The 23,162-nt window shown below is 58.5% G+C and carries 22 protein-coding genes and 1 pseudogene; 10 read left to right on the top strand and 13 right to left on the bottom strand.

The window, feature by feature from the left end; genetic code table 11:
• Positions 1–281: 281 nt before the first annotated feature.
• On the top strand, positions 282–893 hold the full coding sequence (locus tag ACR2TX_RS24100; RefSeq protein ID WP_205781060.1) for a hypothetical protein: 612 nt from the start codon (positions 282–284) through the stop codon (positions 891–893).
• A gap of 105 nt (positions 894–998) precedes the next feature.
• A complete protein-coding gene (locus ACR2TX_RS24095) occupies positions 999–1,970 on the top strand; it encodes a polyprenyl synthetase family protein (protein ID WP_077729413.1) in 972 nt (323 codons plus the stop codon).
• Positions 1,971–2,005: 35 nt separating this feature from the next.
• Here ACR2TX_RS24095 and ACR2TX_RS24090 read toward each other — a convergent pair whose 3' ends face one another.
• On the bottom strand, positions 2,006–2,707 hold the full coding sequence (locus ACR2TX_RS24090) for a class I SAM-dependent methyltransferase (protein WP_077729492.1): 702 nt from the start codon (positions 2,705–2,707) through the stop codon (positions 2,006–2,008).
• A 347-nt stretch (positions 2,708–3,054) separates the two neighbouring features.
• Between ACR2TX_RS24090 and ACR2TX_RS24085 the strand changes: the two genes are divergently transcribed.
• Positions 3,055–4,680 (top strand): DHA2 family efflux MFS transporter permease subunit, encoded by a 1,626-nt coding sequence (locus tag ACR2TX_RS24085; RefSeq protein ID WP_086134290.1) that lies wholly within the window; start codon positions 3,055–3,057, stop codon positions 4,678–4,680.
• A 484-nt stretch (positions 4,681–5,164) separates the two neighbouring features.
• On the opposite strand, the gene ACR2TX_RS24080 is transcribed toward ACR2TX_RS24085, so the two are convergent.
• Genes ACR2TX_RS24080 through ACR2TX_RS24065 form a run of 4 tightly spaced genes read right to left on the bottom strand, consistent with a single transcriptional unit; the run spans position 5,165 to position 7,468 of the window.
• Positions 5,165–5,569: a CBS domain-containing protein gene (locus ACR2TX_RS24080; protein ID WP_086134291.1), complete on the bottom strand. Its 405-nt coding sequence runs from the start codon at positions 5,567–5,569 to the stop codon at positions 5,165–5,167.
• Positions 5,569–5,919: a P-II family nitrogen regulator gene (locus tag ACR2TX_RS24075; protein ID WP_077729416.1), complete on the bottom strand. Its 351-nt coding sequence runs from the start codon at positions 5,917–5,919 to the stop codon at positions 5,569–5,571. The genes ACR2TX_RS24080 and ACR2TX_RS24075 overlap by 1 nt, the downstream gene beginning before the upstream one ends.
• Positions 5,920–5,930: 11 nt before the next feature.
• Positions 5,931–6,713: a DUF1538 domain-containing protein gene (locus tag ACR2TX_RS24070; protein ID WP_077729417.1), complete on the bottom strand. Its 783-nt coding sequence runs from the start codon at positions 6,711–6,713 to the stop codon at positions 5,931–5,933.
• Positions 6,710–7,468, bottom strand: coding sequence for a DUF1538 domain-containing protein (locus ACR2TX_RS24065; protein ID WP_077729418.1), 759 nt, complete (start codon positions 7,466–7,468; stop codon positions 6,710–6,712). Before ACR2TX_RS24065 ends, ACR2TX_RS24070 begins: the two co-directional genes overlap by 4 nt.
• Before the next feature lie 364 nt (positions 7,469–7,832).
• Here ACR2TX_RS24065 and ACR2TX_RS24060 point away from each other — a divergent pair, with 364 nt between their 5' ends.
• Positions 7,833–9,065 carry a cation:proton antiporter gene (locus ACR2TX_RS24060; protein ID WP_086134292.1) on the top strand — a complete coding sequence of 411 codons (1,233 nt, stop codon included), beginning with the start codon at positions 7,833–7,835 and terminating at the stop codon, positions 9,063–9,065.
• 34 nt (positions 9,066–9,099) lie between these two features.
• On the opposite strand, the gene ACR2TX_RS24055 is transcribed toward ACR2TX_RS24060, so the two are convergent.
• On the bottom strand, positions 9,100–10,323 hold the full coding sequence (locus ACR2TX_RS24055; RefSeq protein WP_077729420.1) for a site-2 protease family protein: 1,224 nt from the start codon (positions 10,321–10,323) through the stop codon (positions 9,100–9,102).
• Positions 10,324–10,406: 83 nt separating this feature from the next.
• A complete protein-coding gene (locus tag ACR2TX_RS24050) occupies positions 10,407–11,096 on the bottom strand; it encodes a DUF502 domain-containing protein (RefSeq protein WP_434130852.1) in 690 nt (229 codons plus the stop codon).
• 363 nt (positions 11,097–11,459) lie between these two features.
• Here ACR2TX_RS24050 and ACR2TX_RS24045 point away from each other — a divergent pair, with 363 nt between their 5' ends.
• On the top strand, positions 11,460–13,208 hold the full coding sequence (locus tag ACR2TX_RS24045) for a multicopper oxidase family protein (RefSeq protein WP_434130850.1): 1,749 nt from the start codon (positions 11,460–11,462) through the stop codon (positions 13,206–13,208).
• Between the two features lie 292 nt (positions 13,209–13,500).
• Here the strand turns inward: ACR2TX_RS24045 and ACR2TX_RS24040 are convergent, their stop codons facing one another.
• The 4 genes and pseudogenes from ACR2TX_RS24040 to ACR2TX_RS24025 form a co-directional block, all read right to left on the bottom strand.
• Positions 13,501–13,743 (bottom strand): hypothetical protein, encoded by a 243-nt coding sequence (locus ACR2TX_RS24040; RefSeq protein WP_077729424.1) that lies wholly within the window; start codon positions 13,741–13,743, stop codon positions 13,501–13,503.
• Positions 13,744–13,752: 9 nt separating this feature from the next.
• Positions 13,753–14,265: a cupin domain-containing protein gene (locus ACR2TX_RS24035; protein ID WP_434130848.1), complete on the bottom strand. Its 513-nt coding sequence runs from the start codon at positions 14,263–14,265 to the stop codon at positions 13,753–13,755.
• A gap of 181 nt (positions 14,266–14,446) precedes the next feature.
• A complete protein-coding gene (locus ACR2TX_RS24030) occupies positions 14,447–14,965 on the bottom strand; it encodes a lipocalin family protein (protein ID WP_434130846.1) in 519 nt (172 codons plus the stop codon).
• Between the two features lie 200 nt (positions 14,966–15,165).
• Positions 15,166–15,459: pseudogene (locus ACR2TX_RS24025) on the bottom strand (DUF2956 family protein); the annotation flags it as partial.
• Positions 15,460–15,615: 156 nt separating this feature from the next.
• Here ACR2TX_RS24025 and ACR2TX_RS24020 point away from each other — a divergent pair.
• A complete protein-coding gene (locus ACR2TX_RS24020) occupies positions 15,616–16,728 on the top strand; it encodes an RNA ligase (protein ID WP_434130844.1) in 1,113 nt (370 codons plus the stop codon).
• Here the strand turns inward: ACR2TX_RS24020 and ACR2TX_RS24015 are convergent.
• Positions 16,687–17,298 (bottom strand): RNA ligase partner protein, encoded by a 612-nt coding sequence (locus ACR2TX_RS24015; protein ID WP_077729430.1) that lies wholly within the window; start codon positions 17,296–17,298, stop codon positions 16,687–16,689. The two genes, ACR2TX_RS24020 and ACR2TX_RS24015, sit on opposite strands and share 42 nt — an antisense overlap.
• A 231-nt stretch (positions 17,299–17,529) precedes the next feature.
• Between ACR2TX_RS24015 and ACR2TX_RS24010 the strand changes: the two genes are divergently transcribed.
• The 4 genes from ACR2TX_RS24010 (at position 17,530) to ACR2TX_RS23995 (ending at position 21,790) form a co-directional block, all read left to right on the top strand.
• Positions 17,530–17,913, top strand: a complete 384-nt coding sequence (locus ACR2TX_RS24010) for a DUF6394 family protein (RefSeq protein WP_077729431.1) — start codon at positions 17,530–17,532, stop codon at positions 17,911–17,913.
• Complete coding sequence (locus tag ACR2TX_RS24005) at positions 17,910–19,622, top strand: potassium channel protein (RefSeq protein ID WP_156880695.1); 1,713 nt, start codon at positions 17,910–17,912, stop codon at positions 19,620–19,622. Before ACR2TX_RS24010 ends, ACR2TX_RS24005 begins: the two co-directional genes overlap by 4 nt.
• Positions 19,623–19,713: 91 nt before the next feature.
• The gene (locus ACR2TX_RS24000) at positions 19,714–21,126 is read left to right on the top strand and encodes a M20/M25/M40 family metallo-hydrolase (protein ID WP_156880696.1); all 1,413 of its coding nucleotides are present in this window, start codon (positions 19,714–19,716) and stop codon (positions 21,124–21,126) included.
• A gap of 361 nt (positions 21,127–21,487) precedes the next feature.
• Positions 21,488–21,790, top strand: a complete 303-nt coding sequence (locus tag ACR2TX_RS23995; protein ID WP_156880697.1) for a hypothetical protein — start codon at positions 21,488–21,490, stop codon at positions 21,788–21,790.
• Between the two features lie 199 nt (positions 21,791–21,989).
• On the opposite strand, the gene ACR2TX_RS23990 is transcribed toward ACR2TX_RS23995, so the two are convergent.
• A complete protein-coding gene (locus ACR2TX_RS23990) occupies positions 21,990–23,150 on the bottom strand; it encodes a papain-like cysteine protease family protein (RefSeq protein ID WP_434113807.1) in 1,161 nt (386 codons plus the stop codon).
• Positions 23,151–23,162: the final 12 nt, after the last annotated feature.

The raw sequence follows: 23,162 nt of genomic DNA, 5'->3' as shown, positions 1-23,162 counted from the left end.
CCCCCGAAATACCCCGATGTAAGTATCTCTCCGTAGTCAGCTGGGGGCAAGTGATATCCGCAAGCGATTCAAACGGTGCTTTCGGGATCAAGCGTGACGAGGCTATCATCCCGAAATATTCGGCGGAGTGCTTCTACTAGAACCCGGATGGAGGACATGCGTTGACGCCCGATGACTCAGCGAAGCCGGACAGAGGATCCGAATGGTTCGTTCCCCGATTCGGCTCTCCTAAATTTCGGAGAGCGATCGGCCTTCTTTTTCTGCCCTATACGGCGATGGTCATGTCCTTTACCGTGATCGGGTCCGTGCTGGCACCCGATCTCCATTGGGACCGGGTGATCGCCATCGCCTTCATTTACTTCTTGGGTCTCGGAATCGGCGCCCATGCCCTGGATGCGCTGGGCAGCAAGGCGAAAAAGCCATGGGGCGACGTGTTCGGCAAACGGCAGCTGTGGCTCATGGCGGGATGCTCGCTAGCGGCGGCCTATCTGGTTGCAGCCTACTTCATGGTGCGTTTCGTGCCGAATCTGATCTTCATCGCGCTTGTCGAGGGATTCTTCGTCTTTGCCTATAACCTGGAATGGTTCGACGGACGCTACCATACCGACGGATGGTTCGCGTTTTCATGGGGATTTCTGCCGGTTTTGGCGGGATACGTGATGCAAACGAACACTCTCTCCGTCGCCGTGATCGCGGTCGCCTTGTCCATGGCTCTGTTCAGCCTGGTAGAGATCAAGGCATCGCGGCCCTACAAGGCGCTCAAGCAATGCGGCGGCGACCTCGGCGATGCCGATCGGGCCTTGATGATCCGGTACGAGGCGATTTTGAAAAGCATCAGCCTAGGAGTCATTGCGCTGGGCATGGGACTGCTGTTGTTTCGCCTGTTCGATTAGGGCGGTCCTTCTCTGCCGATACCGGGCCGAATATCCCATCGTGCCTGGTCCAAGTTGTGATATGGTCTCCCGAGCGGTTTTCGCCATGTGAGAAGGACTGCGGGCGTGAAGGGATTCAAGGATTATTGCTGCGGGTGTAGGCCGATTCTTGTTGAAGCGATCGATCAGACCTTGCAGGGACTTTTTCAGGGCCTGCATGTCCGTCCCGATGAGGCGCTGAACGATACGTTCCGGGGCGGAAAGATGATCAGAGGTTCCCTCGTGTGCCTGGTGAACGAAAGCCTTGGCGGAAATCCGTCGTCCGCAGTGCCGAGATCCGTGGCGGTGGAGCTTGTTCACGGGGCCACGCTGATCCATGACGATTTCGTGGACCAGGATCGCGCCAGGCGGGGCAAACCTGCTGCCTGGACCTTGGCGGGGGCGCGGAAAGCGGTGCTTTTGGGAGATGTCATCTTCGCTTCCGCCATCGAGATGATGAGCGACTTGAGCCGGGATGATGGTCTGGCGGTGTCGCGTGCGATCGCCCGAATCGCCAAGGGCGCGTTTCAGGAACCCATCGATCCTTCGGAACTGGCTGTTTATCTCCGGGCCGATGCCGTGCCCGAATCCCTCTATGACGCGATCATCGATCTCAAGACCGGCGTGCTTTTCGGCGTTGCCTGCGAACTGGGTGCACTTGCGGCGGGTGCCGAGCGGGATGTCCGAAATGCGTTTTATCGCTATGGTGTTTTGATCGGCGAAGCGTATCAGATCGCCGACGATTTGCAGGAAATCAAGCATCACCTGTCGAGCGGAGTCATCGACGCTCGGGCCATAGCCGCTCTTGCGCCTGCGATAGTCCGCTTCGGCGGGAACCTACAAGCCTCGATTACGCCCCTGTTGACCGGAGAGCGCTCGACGCTGTCGTGCGAACTGTCGAAAAGCTTCGAGGAAGCACGGATGAACATGGAGGAGGAGATGGAACGACGTCTCCAATTATCGTGTCTCGAGGTCTCGGGGCTCGTGCCCGACTCCCGCAAGAGAGTAATGATTCATGACGCTCCACGGGATTTGATCGACATGTTTAACGGGGTTTAACGCATCGGGCTTTGGAGTGAGCGCTCACCGGAATTTCAGCTCGCGGATTTCGTCGCCGTCACCAGGGCCGACGCGCCCCAGGTCAGCGTTTCGACGTTCACCGGGGCGAAGCCGTTCTCGCGCAAAACCTCCGGAAGTTCGGTCAGCCATGCGGTTTGTTTGAGAAATCCGGGCAGTTCGTCGAAAACCGTTTTCCATTCGGGGAAAAATCTGGGTCCCGCCATTTGAAGAATTTTGAAGTAAAACTCCCAGAGCCGGGCGAATATGGGACCGCTGGGATAGGTGAAATCGTGCATGACGAGAACTCCGCCGGGGCGAAGCATGGCCTTGGCGTTTCGAATCAGACTCTCCAGCTCGGCATATTTGGCCAGATAAGAGGATGTAATACAGTCGATCGGGCCATCGACGCGGATGTCTTCGGCTTTTCCGAGCATGAAATCCACATTCCGGAGTTTCAGCGCGCGCGCTTTTTCCTTGGCGATATTCAGATATTCGTCCCGGAGTTCCACGCCCGTGACCCGGCATGCGGGAAAACGGCGGGCGATCTTGAACGTCAGGATGCCGGTCCCGCAGGCCTGGTCGACGATATGCGAAGCGTCTTTAGGAATCGCGTCCACAATCCTCTGTTTCCACCAAAGGTCGAAACCCAGGGTGCAGAGTCTGACGATGGTGTCGTAGCTGGCGCCGGTGCCGGCGAAAAAACGATGGGCCGTGGCTGTTCCGGGATGCGAATCCATGCGACCGACTCCTTGGGCTGCAACAAAGCCCGAAAGTGGATATTTCTCGAAGGCCGAGACTATCACGCGCATTAGGGTTTCGACTACTCCGACATCTATGTCGTCGGACGCTTCCGACGGCGAATGATTTGGATTCTCATAGAGCGTGTTGCCGCCGAGACAAACCGTTTGCGAATCGTAAAGTTCCCACTTATCCTAAACTGAACCGTTTAGTTTAGGGCGTCGCAACTGTGTTCATTCGTTTTCTGCTTCATCGAACTTCTCCGCTGGTCTTTTTTCAACGCCGATTCGGCGCATCGAAGCGCGGTTCGTCTACCCTGATCAGGACTCGAGTTCGATAGCGCGTCATGGCGGCAAGCGCAGCGGAGAAAATCCGTCTCGACACTGCCGGGAGCGAGCCGGAGCACGTAAGCGAAAGTCCGGAGATCCGGGAAAGAGAGGTCAGCCCGTCCGAATGGATCGGTTTTACCGCCATGATCTTCGGAGTATTCATGGCGGTCCTTGATATTCAGATCGTCGCCAGTTCTCTGGAGCAGATTCAGGCGGGTCTTTCGGCGACGCGGGACGAGATCGGCTGGGTACAAACCGCCTATCTGGTCGCCGAAGTGGTGATCATTCCCTTGTCCGGGTGGTTGGGCCGGGCCTTATCGACCCGTTATCTGTTCGTTCTCGCCTGCGGCGGCTTCACCTTGATGAGCCTATGCTGCGCGCTGGCCTGGGATCTGCCCTCGATGGTGGCGTTCCGAGCCTTGCAGGGGTTGTTCGGCGGAGCCATGATCCCGTCGATATTCGCGGTGATCTACACCTTGTTTCCGCCCCGCTTGCAACCGGCGATCACCATCCTGGTGGGGCTGGTGGTTACCGTCGCGCCCACCGCGGGCCCGGTACTCGGCGGCTATCTCACCGAGACGGTATCCTGGAAGGCGCTGTTTCTGATCAATCTCTTGCCCGGCTTGCTGGTCTGCCTAGGAACCTGGCTGTTCCTGCGGATTGACGAGCCCGAATGGGACTTGCTGAATCGGATCGATTTCCGCGGCATTTTGTACATCGTGGTTTTCCTTGGCAGCCTGCAATTCGTGCTGGAAGAGGGGACTCGGAAAGACTGGTTCGAAAGCGGCGAGATCGTGTTTTTCGCTTGTCTTGCCGCGGCGGGCGGCGTCGCGATGTTTTACCGGGAACTGACGCTCGAACACCCTATCGTCGACCTTTGGGCGTTTCGCAACCGCAATTTCGCTGTCGGCTGCGCGTTCAGCTTCATCCTCGGCATCGGCCTCTACACCATGATTTATCTGATCCCGGTGTATCTGGCCGGAGTCAAGGGGCTGAACAGTCTGCAGATCGGTCAATACGTCATGGTGACGGGCTTATTTCAATTCGTATCCGCCTTCTTCGCCGGCCCGTTATCCAAGGTGCTGGATTCGCGCCTGATGCTGGCCGGCGGACTGGCGCTCTACGGAACCGGCGCCTGGATGAACGGCAGTCTGACCGCCGACGCCGGCTATTGGGAATTCTTCTGGCCGCAAGCCGTGGAAGGCTTCGCCTTGATGTTCTGTTTCTTGCCGATCAGCGGTTTGGCCCTCGGTACCTTGCCGCCGGACGAGGTCAAGAACGCTAGCGGGCTGTTCAATCTGATGCGCAATCTGGGCGGAGCTATCGGCATCGCTGTCGCCAGTTCCTTGAAAACGCGCTATATCAAGGAGCATTACGCTGCGTTGCGAGAATCCGTGACCGGGGGTTCGCGGGAGGCAGAAGCCTTGATCGCTAAGCTGCAGGCGCAAATGGCCGGATTTCCCTTGCCGGACAGCGAAAAAGCGGCGCTCAAACAGCTTTCCCGGTGGGTGATACGAGAAGCCGAGGTCATGGCCGCCAACGATTTATTCCATCTGCTGGGGGCTATCTTTTTCGCCTCCCTCTTGTTGATGCCTCTGGTCAGGAAAGTGTCGACGGATCAGGAAACCGGTGGAGGACACTGATCCCGCACCGATTCAACGAAAACCTCTTGGGGAAGGGCAGCAGTAGTCGGCAAGGGATTGCCACCTACGACTAAAATAAACCGGCTCCCGCGATCGGGAGATGTTCTTATCTAAGTCAGCCAAACAAACCTGGTCGCCTGTCCACAGATTTCGTGGACAACCTTGTGGATAAATATGGGGATGAAAGCGGCGGCACCTGATATTTTCGGGCCTTACGTTAGTCTGGCCAGGTTTTTTTCAGGCCCGGTTGTTGGACGGATTAAAATCGTAAACTATTGATTTTGCGAAGATGATTTATTACGAAATGATGAATTGATAATTTACGGTATCGCCTTAACTAAGCGCTGCTTGTTCAAAATCCTGTCAAGTCTTGACAGTGGATAACTTTTCGATGCCGTATCGAAAAAGTATAGCAGTGGCTCAAAAAAGTGCCGTGGCTCACCTTGCCTGATTTGGGCATCGGCGGAACAGACGGAAACGGCCCTCAAACGATCTGATAAAGCCCGTCCAGCACGAGTGTGTTGGGACTTATCATGCCCACGACGTTGCGGCCGTCCAGCACCGGGGCGCGTACGAGATTGTGATTTGCGAACAGGCGCGAGCAGTACCGGATATCCATGTCGGGGTGCACCGAAATCACCGGCTTGCTCATGATTTCGTAGACATTGACCCGATCGGGCGCACGATCTTTCGCCAATACGTGCCGAGCAATGTCCCCGGCGGTGATCAAGCCGTATTCGTCGTCATCGTGCCGCTTGTTGACCACCAGCACCGAGGTTCTCATCGATTTCATTTTCTTCAAGGCTTCGCTGATGGTGGCGATGCCGTCGATCGTTCCGAAATCGGTCTTCATAACGTCCCGGACCCGGATAATGGGCTTCTTTTCCATTAAAGTTCCTCCTCGACGATGGGGGCTAATTTTTCCATTTGATGCGTGATCCCTACGGCGTCTTCCACATCGATCTGAAGCGCGATTCCGGTGCCGGGCTTTTCGTCGAACTTGCCCGCACGGCCGATGGCTTCCAGGATATGTCGAGTCAGATGCTCCTCTACCAGGAACAACAGCACGTCCCTTTGGCTTTCCAGGCTCAGTCCGAAAAACGTTTTCGTTCGCTTGAGTCCTTCGCCGCGGGCATTGGCGATGACGGTGGCGCCGGTAGCGCCATGTGCACGAGCGGTTTTCAGGATGAGCTCGGTTTTATCGTCTTCCACGAAGGCGATGATCAGTTTGAAGCGCATATGAGGCTACCTTAGTCGTTGTTGGCCGCTTGATTGCGCCGACTCAACCACATGGCGATCTGGCCGTAACCAAGCACGTTGATTATAGGAATTAGACAAGTGAACGCAATCAGGCCGAATCCGTCCAGCAAGGGATTGCGGCCGGGAACGGCGGCGGCCAGACCCAATCCGAGTGCCGTCACGATGGGTACCGTTACCGTCGACGAGGCCACATTGCCGGCGTCGTACGCGAGCCCGGCGATGACCTTGGGGGCGAAAACGGTCTGAATGGCTACGATGGCGTACCCCGTAAGGATGTAGGTGTACAGCGGTGCGCCGGTAACGATCCTGAACGTGCCTAGCGCCAGTCCGCCGCCTACGCCGAGGGCGACCGCGAGACGGAGCGGCAGGGCTCTGATGCTTCCGGCCGAAACCTCCGATACCTTGACCGCAACGGCGATGAGGGTGGGTTCGGCCATGGCCGCGGCGAATCCGATGCAGCCGGCAAACAGATAGACCCAGATATAGTTATACCAATGGACACGATCAGGATCGGGCTCGATACCGAGAAAATCCGGCGCGGTCAGCTGTTGAGCCATCAGATCGCCGATCGGAAACAGGGCCATTTTGAGTCCTACCAGAAATAGGGCAACGCCTAGCAGGACGTACAAAAAGCCCACGAGAATCCGGCCCGGGTGAGGCAAGGGTTTTCTGATGACCAGCAGTTGGAAGAGCACCAGCAAACCGATGATCGGGGATACGGCGCGCAGGGTCTCCAACAATATATTTCCGAATTCGTGCAGCCACTCGTTCATGCAAATATCCCGTATCCCATGACGAAGATCATGGACATCAAGGCGGCGAGGGCGAGCAGTCCGAAGCCATCGCTCACGGGATTACGCCCAGGAATGGAGGACGAGAGTCCAACGCCCAACGCAGTCACCAGGGGCACGGTGATGGTCGAGGTGGTCACGCCGCCGGAATCGTAGGCGATGCCGATGATTTCCGGCGGCGCGAAGATCGTCATGATGCCTACGCCAGCGTAGCCGCCGACGATCACATAAGGAAGCGGCCAGCCGCGGATGATGCGGATCGTGCTGACGATCAGCGCGAATCCCACCGCCGTGGCGACGGTAAGGCGAAGACCCAGTGCGTATGATTTGCGGGCCTCTACCGAAGCTGTAATCGCGCCGTCGTCGGCGGCGATGCGGGCTGCTTCGTCGGCGACGGCGATAAGTGCCGGTTCGGCTACGGTGGCGCCGAATCCCAGTGCGAAAGCGAATACCAGTATCCAAAATAGGCTGCCCTTGCGGACGAACGCATGGGCCATGCTTTCGCCCAGCGGAAACAGCCCCAGCTTCAAGCCCTGCATAAAAAAGGTCAGCCCCAAAACGACCAGCAGCATGCCTGCAACGAACCGTCCGGCCTCGGGAATCGGCTGCTGGATTACCAGGATTTGAAAAAACAGGATGACCACCACGATGGGCACCAGATCCAGTGCGCTGGCGAGTAACTGCCGAACGAAGCGGTTATGCAAAACCCGTTCGATGAAAGGAAATTTTGACCCCATAAGTACAATCGTGAATCTTGCTCGATATGGATTGGTAGATGTGCGACCGCGTTGATAGCAACTTGGCGAACGCGAGTGCCCTAAGTGCGCGAAAATCGCCTCTTCCAGGTCGTTCCGAACCGACGAGGTTGAGCGGGTTTTGCGCTAATAGTGCACCCGGGGTGGGATAGTCTAATCATCGGCCATTTTGGTCGTGCTGTGCAAGGTGGTTGTCACGCTAGTGGTACATTAAGCCGGTATCATGCTGAGTCCAGAGAACGATGATTGAAAGCGTGCGGGACTTGACCGACGATACGTTTTTCCGGTTCTCTAGGCGTTTCCCCATACGAGTTCGCCGAATCGCCACATCGGGAGAATATGTCCTATGGAATACCCGGTACACGGATTCTTCCTCAATCTTCTAATCATTCTCTTGAGCGCGCGCATGTTCGCCGAGCTGGCGGCGCTGGCGCGGGTGCCCCCGGTGGTCGGAGAACTCATGGCCGGAGTCGTTTTGGGGCCTACGGTGCTGGGCTGGATCGAACCGAGCCAGACCATTCGCATGTTGGCCGAGATCGGTATCATTTTGCTCTTGTTCGAAGCGGGGCTCGAAACCGACATCCGCCAGTTGGCGCGCGCCGGCTTCAAATCCTCGATCGTGGCGGTCAGCGGCTTCGCCTTGCCGTTCGCATTCGGCTTCTTGGTGAGCTATGAAGTCTTCGAACGCCCGTTGCTCGAATCCCTTTTCATCGGCGGAACCCTGACCGCCACCAGCATCGGCATCACGATACGGGTTTTGACCGACCTGCATCAGAGGCACTCTCACGAAGCTCAACTGGTGCTAGGGGCCGCAGTAATCGACGACATTCTGGGGGTGGTGCTGCTCGCGATTCTTTATGAGTTTTCCATCGGCGGCGGTATCAGTTATATGAACGCCGGCCGGGTGCTGCTGTTCATTGCCGTATTCTTCCTGCTGGCTCCGATTTTCGCCAAGCTCATATCGCTGGAGATCAGGCGCTTCGACGAGTTCAGCCAGACGCCGGGACTGATTCCCACGACCGTTGTGTCCTTGGTCCTTTTTTTCGCCTGGCTATCCCACGAGATCGGCGCGCCCGAACTTCTCGGGGGATTTGCGGCAGGACTCGCCCTTTCCCGGAGATTTTTCCTGCCGTTCGGTCTGGCCGTGCATGCCGGTACCGAATTCGCCGAGCGCATCGACAATCAGATGCGCCCCATCATTTATCTGTTCGTGCCGATTTTCTTCGTGATGGTCGGGCTATCGCTGAATCTCCGAACCATCGATTGGACGTCCCCCTTCATTTGGGTGTTTTCGCTATCCCTGATCGGTACCGCAATAGCGGGCAAGCTGTTCAGCGCGCTGTTCATCAGCGAACGCTGGGTGACTCGTTTTGCCGTCGGGCTGGCGATGATTCCGCGCGGCGAGGTAGGGCTCATCTTTGCCGAGCTGGGGCGGACATCGAACATCTTGAGCAACGAGATCTATGCCGCTTTGATCATCGTCATCGCCTTCACCACCATCTTCGCGCCGCTGCTGCTGAAAGGGTATTACCACGCCCTCGGGTCCCGGCTTGCAGCCGAACCGGTTCGCAGACAGTAAATCCCGAGCCTTGCCCGCCGATGGGCGGTTTCCGTCAGCCGAGAGGCCGCGAAGCAGGCCGGCCGCCTTCAGTGACAGTCAGGCCGGCATGAAGCGATAGCCATTTCAAAATATCTTCGCGCCGGACGAATCCGAGGAGCTGCCCGTTTTTCAGCACCGGCAGCTGATTCACGTCACGCTTGCCGAAAAGGTCCAGCGCGGCGGCTGCGTCCTGCTCGGGAGAAAGAGTCACCAATTCGTGTCTCGGCGTCATGATGTCGCCGACAGTCGTGGTCCTCCACGCGTCGCGCGGGCGCTTCGGCAGATCGCGAAGGCAGATCATTCCGATGAACTGGCCGCGCTCCTCGACCGGAAAAGCGCGTTGTCCGCTCGGCATCAGGTGTTCGTCCACCAATGCCTGAAGAGATAACTGCGGCGCCACCCGCTCGAACCGGGTGTGCATGATGCGCAGGACGGGCACGTCCTCGAGCCATTGGTGAACGAGCAACTGGCGGTAGCTCATGACGGCCGCGTTGTTGAGGAACCAGCCGATCAACGCGAGCCATAAGCCATTGATGAAACCGGCCCCGAATATCGGTACGCGCAATCCCAGGATCATGAGAAAGCCGGACCCCATCAACACCCAGGCAAACCCTTGCCCGACTGCCGAGGCGCGGCGCGTAGCGGTGAGCAAGTCGCCGGTCGCGCCCCACAGCGCGGCACGAAGAATCCGCCCGCCGTCGAGCGGAAAGCCGGGAACCAGATTGAACAGGCCGAGAATGATGTTGATGGGGCCCAGCCACATGAGCAGGCTGACGGTAGGCCCCAAAGTCGCGAACGATTGCTGCGGGTTGTCGGGATCGATCTCCATGGGACCGATAACCATCTTGGCCAGTCCCAGAAAAACGAATCCGAGCACGAGGCTGGTGATCGGCCCCACGGCTGCCATGTACAACTCGGCGCGCCATGAGGGAGGTTCTTTCTCCATATGCGCCATCCCGCCGAACATGAACAAGGTAATGCGCGGAATCGGAATACCGTTGGCTCGGCCAACTATGGCATGGGAAAGTTCATGCAAAAGCACCGACCCGAAGAACAGCAAGGCCGCGGCGATTGCGGTTCCCCAGATCAGCAGCGGGCCCCAGTCCGGATGCCAAGCCGGAAACAAGCCGGCCCCGAGACTTAAAGTAATGAGCGAGAAGATGATCAGCAGGCTCCAGTCAACCAGGATTTCGATGCCTGCCACGCGCCCGAGGCGCAAAGCTGTTCGTGCTCCCATGGTAATGCTCCGTTCGGTTGGTCCGGCCGTCGATAAACTCTTTGACAGTTTCGGGCGGGATAAAGCATCGGAACGCGCAAATCTCACCCCGATCGACTAGTTGGTTCTTTCATCGGCATTTCGCTGCCGTCTTGTCCGCGGCGTTGGGCGTCCGAAAAGCCGACATGCTCGCGGGTGCTGGTCCCGCACGATATGACGAATTGCATGCCTTCTTCCACGGTCCAATCGGTGGGCGTCACCTGGGAAAGGGGCACGATTTCCATATAACCGGACGTCGGATTCGGAGCGGTGGGCATATAAACCACCGCCAGTTCCTCGCCGGTTTCGGTATCCCGGACGATGCGTGTCACAAAGGCCACGGCCCGCATTTTCTCGGTGGGATAATTGATCAGCACGACCCTTTGGATCTGCTCCGGTTGCGCTTGAAAGGCGAGTAGCAGCCGCTTGGTGGAGCCGTAGATGGCTTTCAGTACCGGGATTTTTTCCAGCAACAATTCAAACCCGATCAGAATCTGCCGACCGACCACCCGGCTCGTCAGCCAGCCCAGCATGAAGAGCAAGACGAGGGTGATCAGCAGGGCGAGCACCGAATCGATCCAGCCGTTGAGCATCAAATCCGCCAGCTTGGGAGAAAATGTATAAATGGCTCTATACAAGGCCGGTATCCAAGGTCGCCCGAAGGCGATCAGCTTTGCCAGGATGAAGTCGAAAACGAGCCAGGTGAGCAGTATCGGGGTAAGGACGACCAGCCCCGCGAGAATGTTTCTCTGCACGTGGTGGATGAAAGATCTTCGCCGTTTGCTCTCCATAGAAATTACCGACAAACGTTTTGCAAAGTCGTTGCGTGATTCAGGCTCGCCGAGATATCGCGAGGTTCAAAAATTCTGGCTACGGGCCGGCGAAATCCGTCTTTCAAGAAGGGGCTGCGGCAATCTGTCCATAAGAAAATCATTGAATTATTATGCTGTCGCTCCTGTCCTAGGCGTATCATAGTACCGGTCGGCAGGACTGCGCGATCATTCGGTTTCCAGGAGGAAGAGATCTATTTATTCCAGGCGCTCGCCGGTCGCGGTGAACAACCCCAAACGATGCGGCTGAGCCGTCTGCGACCATAACGACAGATTCGAGGAGAGCTTATGCAAGATCCAGTCGATCGTTCGCGCCGCCGCTTCATTTTTCAAACCGGTGTCGGTTTATTAGCCGCAGCGAGCATGCCGGCATGGGTGCGTGCCATGGAGATGCACGGCATGCCCAAATTGACGCCCAATCGGGCGTCTCCCGCCTTCAAGCCCGATGTCGAGATCGAATTGGCCGCCCGCCAAGGCTCCATATCCATTCTGCCGGGCCAGGCGACCCGGGTGCAGCACTATACGGCCAAGTTGCTGAGTGGCCCGAAGGATACGCTGACCGAGCTGCCCAGTTGCTATCTCGGACCGATCATCCGCTTGCAAAAGGGCCAGAAAGTCCGCATTCATTTCCGCAACGACCTGATGGAACCCACCATCACGCATTGGCACGGACTCCACGTCCCCGCGCTGATGGATGGCCATCCGATGTACATCATCGATCCGGGCGAGACCTTCGTGTATGAATTCGAAGTGATCAACCGGGCGAGCCTCAATATCTATCATCCGCATCCGCACGAAATTACCGCGAGGCAGGTGTACTACGGTCTTGCCGGCGGCTTGATCATAAACGACGAAGAGGAGGCGAGACTCGAATTGCCTTCCGGCGAGTACGAGATACCCATTGTCCTTCAGGACCGCCGGTTCAATGCCCAAAACCAGTTGATTTACGGTCCGCACATGCACGATCGCATGATGGGATTCTACGGCGACCGCATCCTGGTCAACGGCCAGCCGAATGCCGAGTTCGAAGTGGCCAGCCGCGCCTACCGTCTCCGTTTCCTCAACGGCTCCAATGCCCGTATTTACAAACTCGGCTGGAGCGACGGCACGCCGGTGACCGTGATCGGCGTCGACGGCGGACTCCTGGAGTCCCCGGAAACTTTCCCTTACGTGATGCTGGCACCCGGGGAGCGCCTCGATGTCTGGGCGGATTTCAGCGGCCGGCCCAAGGGCACTGAGTTGACGATGCGCAGCCTGCCGTTCTCCGGCGTGCTGCCGATGATGGCCGAGCACATGGGGGGGCGCGGCGGAAGGGGAGGCATGGGCGGCATGATGGGAGGAATGGGCATGATGGGCGCCATGGCCTTGCCCGTCGGCAGCGATTATCCCCTGTTCAAGATCCGCGTCACCCGCGAGACCGGCGAGAGCCCGAAGCTGCCGAGCCGGCTGTCGAAGATCGACCGCTATACGCTGGACGATGTCGCCAACCCCAGCAAGCCCGTGCCGATCGCCATTTCTGAGTCTCCGATGGCGATGCTGCTCAACGGCCGCTCCTATGCCTTCGACGATATTCAGCCGTTCGAGCGGATTCCGCTCGATACCGTGCAGCTCATGGAAATTTTCCATACTAGCGGCGGCGGACACGGCATGGGCGGTATGGGCCACGGTATGCGAGGCCGCATGATGGGAATGATGGGCGGCCACGGAAGCGAGGCCCAGGAAGAAGGGCAGGGCATGGGCGGTATGGGCATGAGGGGTGGCATGGGGATGATGTTTTCCATGGCGCACCCCATCCACCTGCACGGCGACCAATTCCAGATCATCAGCCGCACCGTAGCCGTCGAGAGAGCGGACAGCTATGCGACGGTAAAAGACGGTTTGGTCAGTAGCGGCTGGAAGGATACCGTGCTGGTCATGCCTGGCGAGACCGTGCGCATGATCAAGCCGTTCCACCACTTCAAGGGCGTGTTCATGTATCACTGCCATAACCTCGAACACGAGGACATGGGCATGATGCGGGACTTCTTGATCGAGTAGCCGCCGGGATTTGTCTGTCAACAATATCCCGCCACACCGGAAAACGATGGCGTTGTAGCGTTGTAGGGTGGGTTAGGCGCGCATCACGCCGAGTCCGCAAAGTTCCCTCTGTGTTTCTGCGCGCCGTAACCCACCAGGCAAGGCCGCGGAACCGGTGGGCTTCGCTTCGTTCTACCCACCATCGATGGGTTTCGCTTCGCTCTACTCATCCTACGCCTACGCCGGAAACATGAGGCGTAATCGTGTTTTCCGTCCAACTCGAGGCCGGCATCCTTCGCCGACGCCTGTCCCTCTAATCGGCTCTCAGTCGCTTTCCATCGACTTCGATCAGGCGGTCCAAGCGAATCTCCAACCCGCTCTTCAACTTCAGGAATTCCTCCTTGTCCCTGGCGTAAATATCCTCGATTCGGTCCTCGACGGTAACGGGATCGCCGGACGCGTCCCGATAAGTGATCGGGCACGTACGGCGTCTCACCGCGAGCGTTTCCAGTTCGTCGTGGAAATCACAGCTGATGGGTTGGTAATGATCCGTCACCGGAATGGCTCAGTGATGGGTATAGTCATGGAAGGATTTCTGAAAAAGCGGCGTCAGGGTTTCCCACAAGACTTCGCTTCCTTGCGCGATGAAATACGAGTCGCCGGGTGTCAGATAAGTGATTGTTCCCGCTGAATCTGTGATTTTGAGCACCCCGTGAATGACTTGCATGTGCTCGTCGAACGGAAAGACGATCCGGATCCTGGCTTGTCCGATCTGCTCGAAAACCCCGTGCACGGTAGTGTCGTCCGGAGGAGGCGGCGCGTCGAACCGCATCTTGATGGTCGGATTGCCCTTCAACACCGTTCCGCCTAGCGCCGGTATCTGGGAAGTGACATCCACGAAATCGGAATCGTCGACGATCCGTCCCATCTTGTAGATCATTACGCCGGTATTCGAGGTGTTGGAGCCTTGAACGCCCTCAGTCATGTCTGTGGTGCCGGCCCAACCATGACCACTATAAAGGATCAAAGCGGAAGCCATGGCAATCGCAATGCGCGAGATGGATTTTTGAGACTTCATCGATACCCTCCCTGAGTTTCCTTCGATTGCTGTTGAGCAAGAACCAGCGGTTTCCTTCGGAAGAAGGAACGTGGCGGAAGGGTATATATCCCAAAAGGGCTTGTCAGGCAAGCGGACGTCCGGGCCGCCTGAGCCGGCTGTATGACCGATCGTTGACTCGGCCGATTGGCGGATATGCCGGTTACTTCTCGCTGTGGTCGACGTAGATCAGACGATCGGTCGCAAATCCGAGCGCTTCGGCTTTCGTGACCAGGTGGTGTAGTACAGAGGATTCCAGTGTCTTCTCTCTCGCCAATATCCACAAATACGATCGGGTGGGGCCGGAAACGAGGGCGTAGGAGTAGTTCTCCTTGTCCAGATCGATAATGTTATAGCCGCCGTAAAAGGGCCCGAAAAACGAAACCTTCAGCCGGCCGATGTCCGGACCTTCCACGAAATAAGCCTTGCCTGTCGCTTCCCGCCATTCCTGCTTTCGGGCATCGAAGCCCCGGTTGACCACATTGATGCCGCCGTCCTCCCGAAGGCCATAAGTCGCGGTGACGCGGGTCAGGCCTCGTTCGAACGAGTGGTCGAGGCGCGCGATTTCGTACCAGGCGCCGAGATACCGGCTCAGTTCAAAGCCATGAACGGGCGAAACGCCTTTGGGGATACCGGCGCATCCCGCGAGAAATAGGGTGGACAGGAGTGCCAGCAGTTTCATTGACCGTGATTCAGCCGAATGGCCTTATAGAAGAACCACCCGGAAAACCCGGCAAACGCCATGGCGGCGGCCAGGGACGCCCAGACGGGCAGGGTGAAAGGACCAAAGCTTACCAGCCATCCGGCGACAAGCGATACGGCGAGGATGCCGGCCATAACGGCGAAGACTCCTCCGCCGAGGAGCAGCATTCCGCTGATACCCGATTCAGCGAGGTCCAACGTGAAATCCGCTTCATCCTCCTCTCGCTGTTGGCCGGTTGACTCGACCTGTTTGAGTTTGAGCGCTTTCTTGCGCACTTTATCCCGTTCCCGGGCCTTGGCGCTCTGCTGTTTCTTGTAAAGCTCGATGCCTTTGGCGATACCTTGCGCCACCAACTTGGTTTGTTCCTTGGTTTGCCCCGGCTTCTGGATACTCCTCGCGACCTTGAGCGCTTCTTCCTGGATGCTTTCGTTGATTTGAGTCTGAATCGACGGTCGAGAATCGGTCTTGGACATGGTGTTTCAGAAGAATGAATTTAATTTCCTCACGTTAGTCCAGGAATGGGGCGTTTGACAATTGCTTTCATAAAGCGAGCCGGATTCAAACGGGTTGCCTCGGCCATCCCAGAGGTCTATTTATTCAAGGTATCGATCTCCTGGAGCTTATTACTCGTGATTTCAGAACCCGCAATCGACGCCGAACGGATTCGAAAGGCCGTGCAATCGGGCAAGGCAGCCGATGCCGAAAGCGGCGGTTTGCGCCATGTCCGATTCGTTCACGATTTCGAGGACATTGCGCGCGGCACCGTCGTCTTCGACGAAGGAACCGTTTACGGCTATCCGGCCATCGGACGGCTGCTCGCGCTGCGAACCGGGCTCGCGAAGCAACTTTCCGGTCCTTTCTGGATGGAGGAGAAAATCGACGGTTTCAACATCCGTGTGACCCGAATCCAGAATAGCCTCATCGCTCTGACCCGCGGCGGTTACGTTTGCCCCTTTACCACCGATCGCTTGCCCGATCTGCTGGACACAGCGATTTTCGACGATCAGCCGGATTTGGTGCTGTGCGCCGAGGTCGCGGGGCCGGACAATCCCTATATTGAGAGTGCGCCGCCGTTCATTACGGAAGACGTGAGGCTGTTCGTATTCGACCTGATGCGGCGGAACAGCCCGCGCTTTCTGCCCCAGGACGAGAAAATCGAGCTGATCCGCCGGCATGTCTTGCCGTCGGTCGAGATCTTCGGACGCTTCGAAACCGGCGATTTAAAACCCATTTCGGACATCCTGAAGCGGCTCGACGAGGAAGGCCGCGAAGGCGCCGTGTTCAAGGAGGATTCGCCCCGCCAGCGGCGCACCAAGCATGTCACCGGCAGCGCCAATCTTTCGGACATCCGAACCAGCGTCTACAGCCTTCTGGATTTGTCGCCGGAATATTTCACCAGCCGAATTCTGAGACTGGCATTCTTTGTCGACGAGCAGGAGCTGGAAGGATTCGACGATTTGAACCGGCGCGCCGGAGCGGCATTCCTGGACGGTTTGCAAGAAGCCATCCGGCAGCACCGCCGCGAAGGCCGGGTTTCCCACCGCTTCCGCTGCCGTTTCCGCGATCCGGAAAACGCCCGCCGCTTGATCAAATATCTGAAACGGGCCTCGGGCCACGTTCAGGTCGTCCAGCGGGAGTTGAAGCCGGAGGGCGGATTCTGGCTACTGGAGTTCGACCGCATCTATCCGTCGCTGAACGGTCTATTGAGCGACTGGCTGGCCGGGAAAGTGGTGTTCGATTAGCGTTTCCAGAACGCTGCGGAGGTTTTCCGGCATCAGGATTTTTACGCCGACCTTGTCGGCCCATTTCCGAAGTCCCTCGTCGGCGGATATCAGGACGCCGTCCAATTCGTACGCCAGCAGCAGCACGTCCATGTCTTCGCGGCTGTCGATGATGCCCTGCCGCAGCGCTTCCCGGTAACGCTCCCTGAGCCGGTTGATGACCCGTCCCGCGTCCTGGATTTCGCCGGTTTCCCGGGCGGCCTTGGCGTATTCCTCGGCGATGTGCTGGCCGCGGTCGATGCGCTTGCGCACTTCTTCGATGAGTTCGTAAACGATCTGGGCGGGAATCTGCAAGTTGAACTTGCGCGGCGAGCGGATGCGTACGCTGGCCTCGAAAGCCGGCGGCAGTTCGCCCATGTTTTTCATGAGGCGGAGCTCGTCGTACACCGAGCGCGGCATGAAACATTCGACGGACGTCTGGCGGACCAGTTCGAGAAAGCCGAGTATGGCGCTCGGCGAATCGACGCCGAATTGGGTGTAGATGTCGGGATTGGTGAAAACGCTGGTATCGAGGACGAAGCGCTCGGTCATGGCGGCTCCTGCGCGGGTTTTGGAAGGTTATAGCCAACCGGGTTGCGAACCGTCAACCGTTACTGCATGCGATTCGTGACCGGCGAGCAATGCTTTTCATTACCCTTGGAATCACCCCGGCCGCACACGTTGCAAACCTGGCATAAGGGGAATATGTTGAATCCGGCGGCCTAAGCCTGAGGAGAATGCCCCGAGTGCGGACGTATCCGCTTATTCACTGAGAGGAGTTGCATGAATCTGGAAAAAGTCGTCTTTGGTTTCTTCATCGTTCTCGCCGCCACGCTCAACTTTGGCTTCTTCGTCGGCGAAATCGACAAGCCTCATCTTCATCATGTCTCCGAGTTGTTCGCCGCCATCGTGGTGAATCTGATCGCCACCGTGCTCAAGTTCGGCGATCGCACGCAGATCGGCGCGATTCATCTGGCCACCAGCCTGGTGGCCGACCTTCAGTTGATCGCCGCGGCCGTGGACTGGGGCTATGCGGTTTATATGTCGGCCGAGGGGCTGACGCCCGGAGCCATGGCCAGCGTGGTTTCGCTTGCCGGCGGTGCGATGCTCGCCAATCTCATTTCGGTGACGATGCTGATCGCCGAGACGGTAATGCTGCGCCGATGAATACAAGCCCGATAAACACCGCCTTTTTTGTCGCGCTCCGCCACATGCGGGCGCCGCTGATCTTCTTGATCGGGATCTTTGCGATTTCGGTGGGCGGGCTGGTGCTGATTCCCGGTGTCGATGCGCAAGGAAATCCCTGGCGGATGGATTTCTTCCATGCGCTTTATTTCATCAGTTACACGGCAACGACCATAGGCTTCGGCGAAATTCCCTACACCTTCACCGACGCGCAGCGGCTTTGGGTCATCTTCTGCATTTTCCTGTCCGTGATCGGCTGGGCCTACGTCATCAGCAAGCTGTTTGCCGTGATTCAGGACCGCGGTTTCAAACAGGCGCTGACCGGACAACGCTTCGCCCGTTCGGTAAGAAGGCTGGGAGAACCTTTCTATCTGATTTGCGGTTACGGTGAAACCGGCCAGTTGCTGGCCCGTTCGCTGGATTATCTGAACATCCCGTTCGTGGTGATCGACATCGATCCCGAGCGTATCGACGAACTCGATTTGCAGGATTATCTATTCGATGCGCCAGGCCTGGCCGGAGATGCCCGGCTGCCGAACAATTTGATCATGGCCGGCTTGACCCACCCGAACTGCGTGGGCGTCATCGCCCTCACCAACGACGACTCCGCCAATCTCGCCGTCGCCATCGCGGTACGGCTGTTGAATCCGGAGATTCCCGCATTGTGCCGGGCGACGACGGTCGACGTGGCCGCCAACATGGCATCCTTCGGTACTCGGCACATCATCGATCCCTTCGAGAAATTCGCCGAATATCTCGCGCTGGCGATACGGTCTCCCGGCTCCTACCGACTGCTCGAATGGCTGACAGGGCTGCCGGGCACGGAACTGGCCGCCGAGCGGGTGCCGCCGCGCGGGAATTGGCTGGTGTGCGGCTACGGGCGATTCGGGCAGGCGATCGTTCGTCATATCACGCACGAACAGTTGGACGTAACCCTGATCGACCCGAAGCCGCCCAGCCGCGAAACGGCTCTGCCCTGGGTTCTCGGCGTGGGCACCCGCGCCGAGACGCTGTGCGAGGCCGGGGTGAACGGAGCGGTGGGCATCGTCGCCGGTACCGACGACGACATCAACAACTTGTCGATCGTGGTCACGGCGCGCGAGCTCAACCCCAATCTATTCGTGGTGCTCAGGCAAAACTTGCAGGCAAACCGCGAATTGTTCACGGCTTTCGATTCCGATTTCACGGTGGTTCCGAGCGAAATCATCGCGCACGAATGCCTGGCGATCCTGACGACGCCGCTGCTGTCGCGCTTTCTCGCGATCGTGAAGCGCAAGGACGATGCCTGGGCCGACGATGTCATCGCCCGGATTTCCGCCGTCACCGGGACGCTCGTTCCCGCCGTCTGGAGCGTGACCCTCGATTCTCGGCAGGCCCCGGCCGTCGCGGAGATGATCCACCGCTCGGCGATTGGTTTGGACAGCCTGAAGCGCGATCCCGTCGACCGGAATCGGCAGCTGCCCTGTATCCCGTTGATGGTGGTGCGGAGCGCCGAGGACATCGAGATTCCTGCGCCGGAGCTCATGCTGCGCGAGGGCGACAGCATCCTGTTCGCCGGGATGTCGTCGGCCATTCAGGACCAGCAGTCGATACTCCGCAATCTCAATGTCCTGAATTATGTTTTGTTCGGCACGGAGGTTGCCGGCAGCTGGCTTTGGCGAAAGCTGACCGGCGCCGAGGCGGGACTCTAAGGGTACAGTCCATCTTGGCCGCCGTGGTGGACGGACCGTTTGCCGCTATGACAGACTTTTTCGATTGACGACCCTGCGAGAAGACATACCGATGACCATTCACCCTGACGCACTGCGGCAATCCATCGATGAATTTTGGGACCGAGAGATCCTGCCGACGCTCATCGATTACATCAAGATCCCCAATCTGTCGGTTGCGTTCGATCCTGACTGGCAGGCGAACGGCCACATGGAACGGGTGCGCCGGCTGGCGGTGGACTGGCTGAACACGCATCCTGTTCCGGGCTGGACCCTGCACGATCTCAGCATTCCCGGCCGGACGCCGCTGCTGCTCCTGGACATTCCGGGCAATCTGGACAAAACCGTGCTGATCTACGGCCATCTGGACAAGCAGCCGGAAATGGAAGGCTGGCACGACGGTTTCGGGCCGTGGACGCCGGTACTCAAGGACGACAAGCTCTACGGGCGGGGCGGCGCGGACGACGGTTATGCGCTGTTTGCCGCGGTTGCCGCCTTGAAAGCGCTGGAAGGGCGAAAGCGCCCTCGCATCGCGATTCTGATCGAGTTCTCGGAAGAAAGCGGATCGCCCGATTTGCCGCCTTATCTCGAGCGTTATGCCCATCTGATCGGCAAGCCGGAGCTGGTGATCGCGCTCGATTCCGGGGCCGGCGACTACGAGCGCCTCTGGTCGACCACCTCGCTGCGCGGCCTGGTGAGCTGCATCATCGATGTGAAGGTGCTGACCGAATCCGCCCATTCGGGCATTGCCAGCGGCATTGTGCCTTCGTCCATGCGGATCATGCGCCAGTTGCTGGAGCGCCTGGAAGACGCGGCAACAGGCGGCATTCGCCTGTCGGAGCTCCATGCCGAAATTCCGGTTCAGCGCCGGGAGCAAGCAAAAGCGGCGGCGGCGATACTGGGCGGCGGCCTGCTCGAAAGTTTCAGCGCGGTGCCGACGCTCCGTCCGGTGAGCGACGATCCGGCCGAACTGCTGCTCAACAGTACCTGGCGTCCGACGCTTTCGGTAGTCGGGCAGGGCGGCATGCCGCCGCTGAAATCCGCCGGCAACGTGCTGCGCGCGCATACAGCTTTCAAGCTGTCCTTCCGCCTGCCGCCGACGGTGGACAGCTTGAAGGCCCAGGACGACATCCGTCGCGCGCTGACCGCCGATCCGCCTTACGGCGCCGAGATTTCCGTCGAGTTCGAGCAGGCCGGAACCGGCTGGGACGCCCCCGCCCTGGCGCCCTGGCTGGAGCGGGCCACGAGCGAGGCCTCGCAAACCTTCTACGGCCACGATGCGGCCTATCTGGGGCTGGGCGGCAGCATTCCCTTCATGGGCATGCTCGGCGAGCAATTCCCCGAAGCCCAATTCCTGATTACCGGCGTTCTGGGCCCCAAGAGCAACGCCCACGGGCCTAACGAGTTTCTGCACATTCCCTATGCGAAGAAGCTGACGGCGTGCGTGGCATATATTCTGGCGAGATACTCGGAGTTGGCGGGTTGAATATCCAGCCGCCCAAATGTGTAGTCTGGCTTGAGCAACGAAACCCGGCAATTTCGCGGGGTTGCCGGGATTCCCTCGTCATTCCGGGGTGCTTTTGGGACACGTGGGAGTCGTAGGTCGGCAATCCCTTGCCGATGAAGCCGTCGGGAAAGGATTCCCGACCTACTTGGTGGCCCGGTTTTGTAGGTCGGCAATCCCTTGCCGACAGACCCGCTGGGGGCCCTCCAATAAGCAGAAGAATGCTCTCGCCGTCCCCGGAGCGGGGCCGACCGGCCGAGATCTTCAGCCGATAACCGACTCCGGATTCCGTCAGAAGATGTTCTGGCTTGGCGAGATCGACCTTTAGCTGACCGGTCGCGAATTGTCCGGCCCCGATGCCGCCGCAGTCGAGGCTATCGCCCGGCAGGCCGTGAAAGACGGCACCGTACCGCTGCACCCGGAATCCGGCAGCTATCCCGTCCGCGATCCCTTCCGGAACCGCCGGGAGTTCGCCGCCCTCCTCGGTTATTGGTGGCAACTGCCTCCGGAGCTGGAGCGGTATTACCCGACCCTCGAAGAGGACGGCGCCGCCTCGGCGATCGCCGACGACGGCACCGAAAGATGGATTTACTCTTCGCCGAAACGGCTCGGCGTTGGAGAAGAGTTTCTGCTCCGGACCGGATAGTGAAGAGCAGGGCGCCGGCGATCATTCGCTCTTTGCCGAGTTGATGCGGCAAAGCCACGAGCCCACGGGAAAACGGCCCGATAATCGAAGGCTGGGGTCGCCGACCGGTCAATTGGGACGGATTCCGCGAAGGCCCCGGCTTGGTTACGGAGATAGCGATGTACCGAATGCGATTTCCGCGATCGTTTACCGCATGCGATCAGGCGCCCATCGTCTCGTCCATTTGCGCCAATGGACGTGCCGCCTCCCGCAGGGCATCGAACGCGTCGTCCAGAGGCACCGCCTTGCAAGAGGCCAATCGGCCGACGGCGCGCAAGGGCACGAGCACGTCCTTGGTTTCATCTTCACAATTAATCCATAGCGCCTCGAAATTGAGAGCAGGCACACGGAACATTCTCAGTTCACATTCCTCGCCGATCTGTTTAACCGTTGCCAGCGCTTCCGCCATGCCACGCGCGAAGGGTTCCAGATGGTTCTTCGATGCGGACATCTGCAGCAGGCGTGGTTGTTCCTCTTCGCTGACATCGAAGAAAGCCTGTGGCGTGTCGCCGGATATTTCATAGACACGAATACCGATCGCGTGGGGTGCCGGAGCTCGATCGGCGACCAATGAATCCAAGCCGACCGAATAGATGCGATGGGCCATTCCAAGGGAGGCACGTCCTTCCTGCAAGGCATCGCGCATGTTCCCGGTGAACGTCATATCTTGCTTCAAGCTCAACAGCGGTCGAGCTTCCCATATCCGGCGGAGAATTGGTTCTTTGGGAATCAATAGTTTAATCGGCATCTTGAAGTAACTCTTGGTGAAGTATGTGTGCGTCCAAGTTCCGCTGCCTTGGTAGTTACTGGCGAACTCCGAGACGGCAAGATGGCTATTGCCGTAGATCGGGTCATCAATATCGAAGTATTCGACACCGCCAACAAGGCTATAGCCGCAGATCACCATGAAGTGGCCACCACCCCCGTTCCAGCCAACCCGCGCGCCGACGGGTCGTCCGGCATCGATTTCATCGCGTATCTGCTGAAAGCTGGCCTGTCCCATCATACTGACAAAATTATCGGTACGCGTCAGCGCCCGATCGAGATACCACGGAACGTTACACGCCGGTGGGACCGTGCTGTTGCAGCAATCGCTTCGTCCCAACTCGCTGCTCGCGACGCGGCACTGCGTCCATGTGCTCGTGAGCCAATAAAAGTGAGACACGCTTGTTGCCGTCGCGGCCCAACACCAGTTGGATTCGGTCTGCGCCTGCATCTCAAAGGCCAATTGCTTTGATGCGAAGAGCTTTCCCAGAATGCTCACCTCCCGTAACAGAGAGCTGTACGGGCGACTTGTAGCCAGTGTGAAGGATGCATTCATACCTCATTTCCT

This window comes from Methylocaldum sp. GT1BB, from assembly GCF_051027545.1.
In the GTDB taxonomy this organism is placed as follows: domain Bacteria; phylum Pseudomonadota; class Gammaproteobacteria; order Methylococcales; family Methylococcaceae; genus Methylocaldum.
The sequence above is the reverse complement of the archived record's forward strand: the minus strand, read 5'-3'. Positions and strand labels throughout refer to the sequence as shown.

Coding starts and splice junctions, on each gene's coding strand:
- ACR2TX_RS24070 (WP_077729417.1), bottom strand. CDS start 6,713: ATGAACGAGTGGCTGCACGAATTCGGAAATATATTGTTGGAGACCCTG.
- ACR2TX_RS24055 (WP_077729420.1), bottom strand. CDS start 10,323: ATGGGAGCACGAACAGCTTTGCGCCTCGGGCGCGTGGCAGGCATCGAA.
- ACR2TX_RS24100 (WP_205781060.1), top strand. CDS start 282: ATGTCCTTTACCGTGATCGGGTCCGTGCTGGCACCCGATCTCCATTGG.
- ACR2TX_RS24080 (WP_086134291.1), bottom strand. CDS start 5,569: ATGGAAAAGAAGCCCATTATCCGGGTCCGGGACGTTATGAAGACCGAT.
- ACR2TX_RS24000 (WP_156880696.1), top strand. CDS start 19,714: ATGACCATTCACCCTGACGCACTGCGGCAATCCATCGATGAATTTTGG.
- ACR2TX_RS24060 (WP_086134292.1), top strand. CDS start 7,833: ATGGAATACCCGGTACACGGATTCTTCCTCAATCTTCTAATCATTCTC.
- ACR2TX_RS24090 (WP_077729492.1), bottom strand. CDS start 2,707: ATGGATTCGCATCCCGGAACAGCCACGGCCCATCGTTTTTTCGCCGGC.
- ACR2TX_RS24075 (WP_077729416.1), bottom strand. CDS start 5,919: ATGCGCTTCAAACTGATCATCGCCTTCGTGGAAGACGATAAAACCGAG.
- ACR2TX_RS24030 (WP_434130846.1), bottom strand. CDS start 14,965: ATGAAACTGCTGGCACTCCTGTCCACCCTATTTCTCGCGGGATGCGCC.
- ACR2TX_RS24005 (WP_156880695.1), top strand. CDS start 17,910: ATGAATACAAGCCCGATAAACACCGCCTTTTTTGTCGCGCTCCGCCAC.
- ACR2TX_RS24035 (WP_434130848.1), bottom strand. CDS start 14,265: ATGAAGTCTCAAAAATCCATCTCGCGCATTGCGATTGCCATGGCTTCC.
- ACR2TX_RS24045 (WP_434130850.1), top strand. CDS start 11,460: ATGCAAGATCCAGTCGATCGTTCGCGCCGCCGCTTCATTTTTCAAACC.
- ACR2TX_RS24065 (WP_077729418.1), bottom strand. CDS start 7,468: ATGGGGTCAAAATTTCCTTTCATCGAACGGGTTTTGCATAACCGCTTC.
- ACR2TX_RS24085 (WP_086134290.1), top strand. CDS start 3,055: ATGGCGGCAAGCGCAGCGGAGAAAATCCGTCTCGACACTGCCGGGAGC.
- ACR2TX_RS24015 (WP_077729430.1), bottom strand. CDS start 17,298: ATGACCGAGCGCTTCGTCCTCGATACCAGCGTTTTCACCAATCCCGAC.
- ACR2TX_RS24010 (WP_077729431.1), top strand. CDS start 17,530: ATGAATCTGGAAAAAGTCGTCTTTGGTTTCTTCATCGTTCTCGCCGCC.
- ACR2TX_RS23990 (WP_434113807.1), bottom strand. CDS start 23,150: ATGAATGCATCCTTCACACTGGCTACAAGTCGCCCGTACAGCTCTCTG.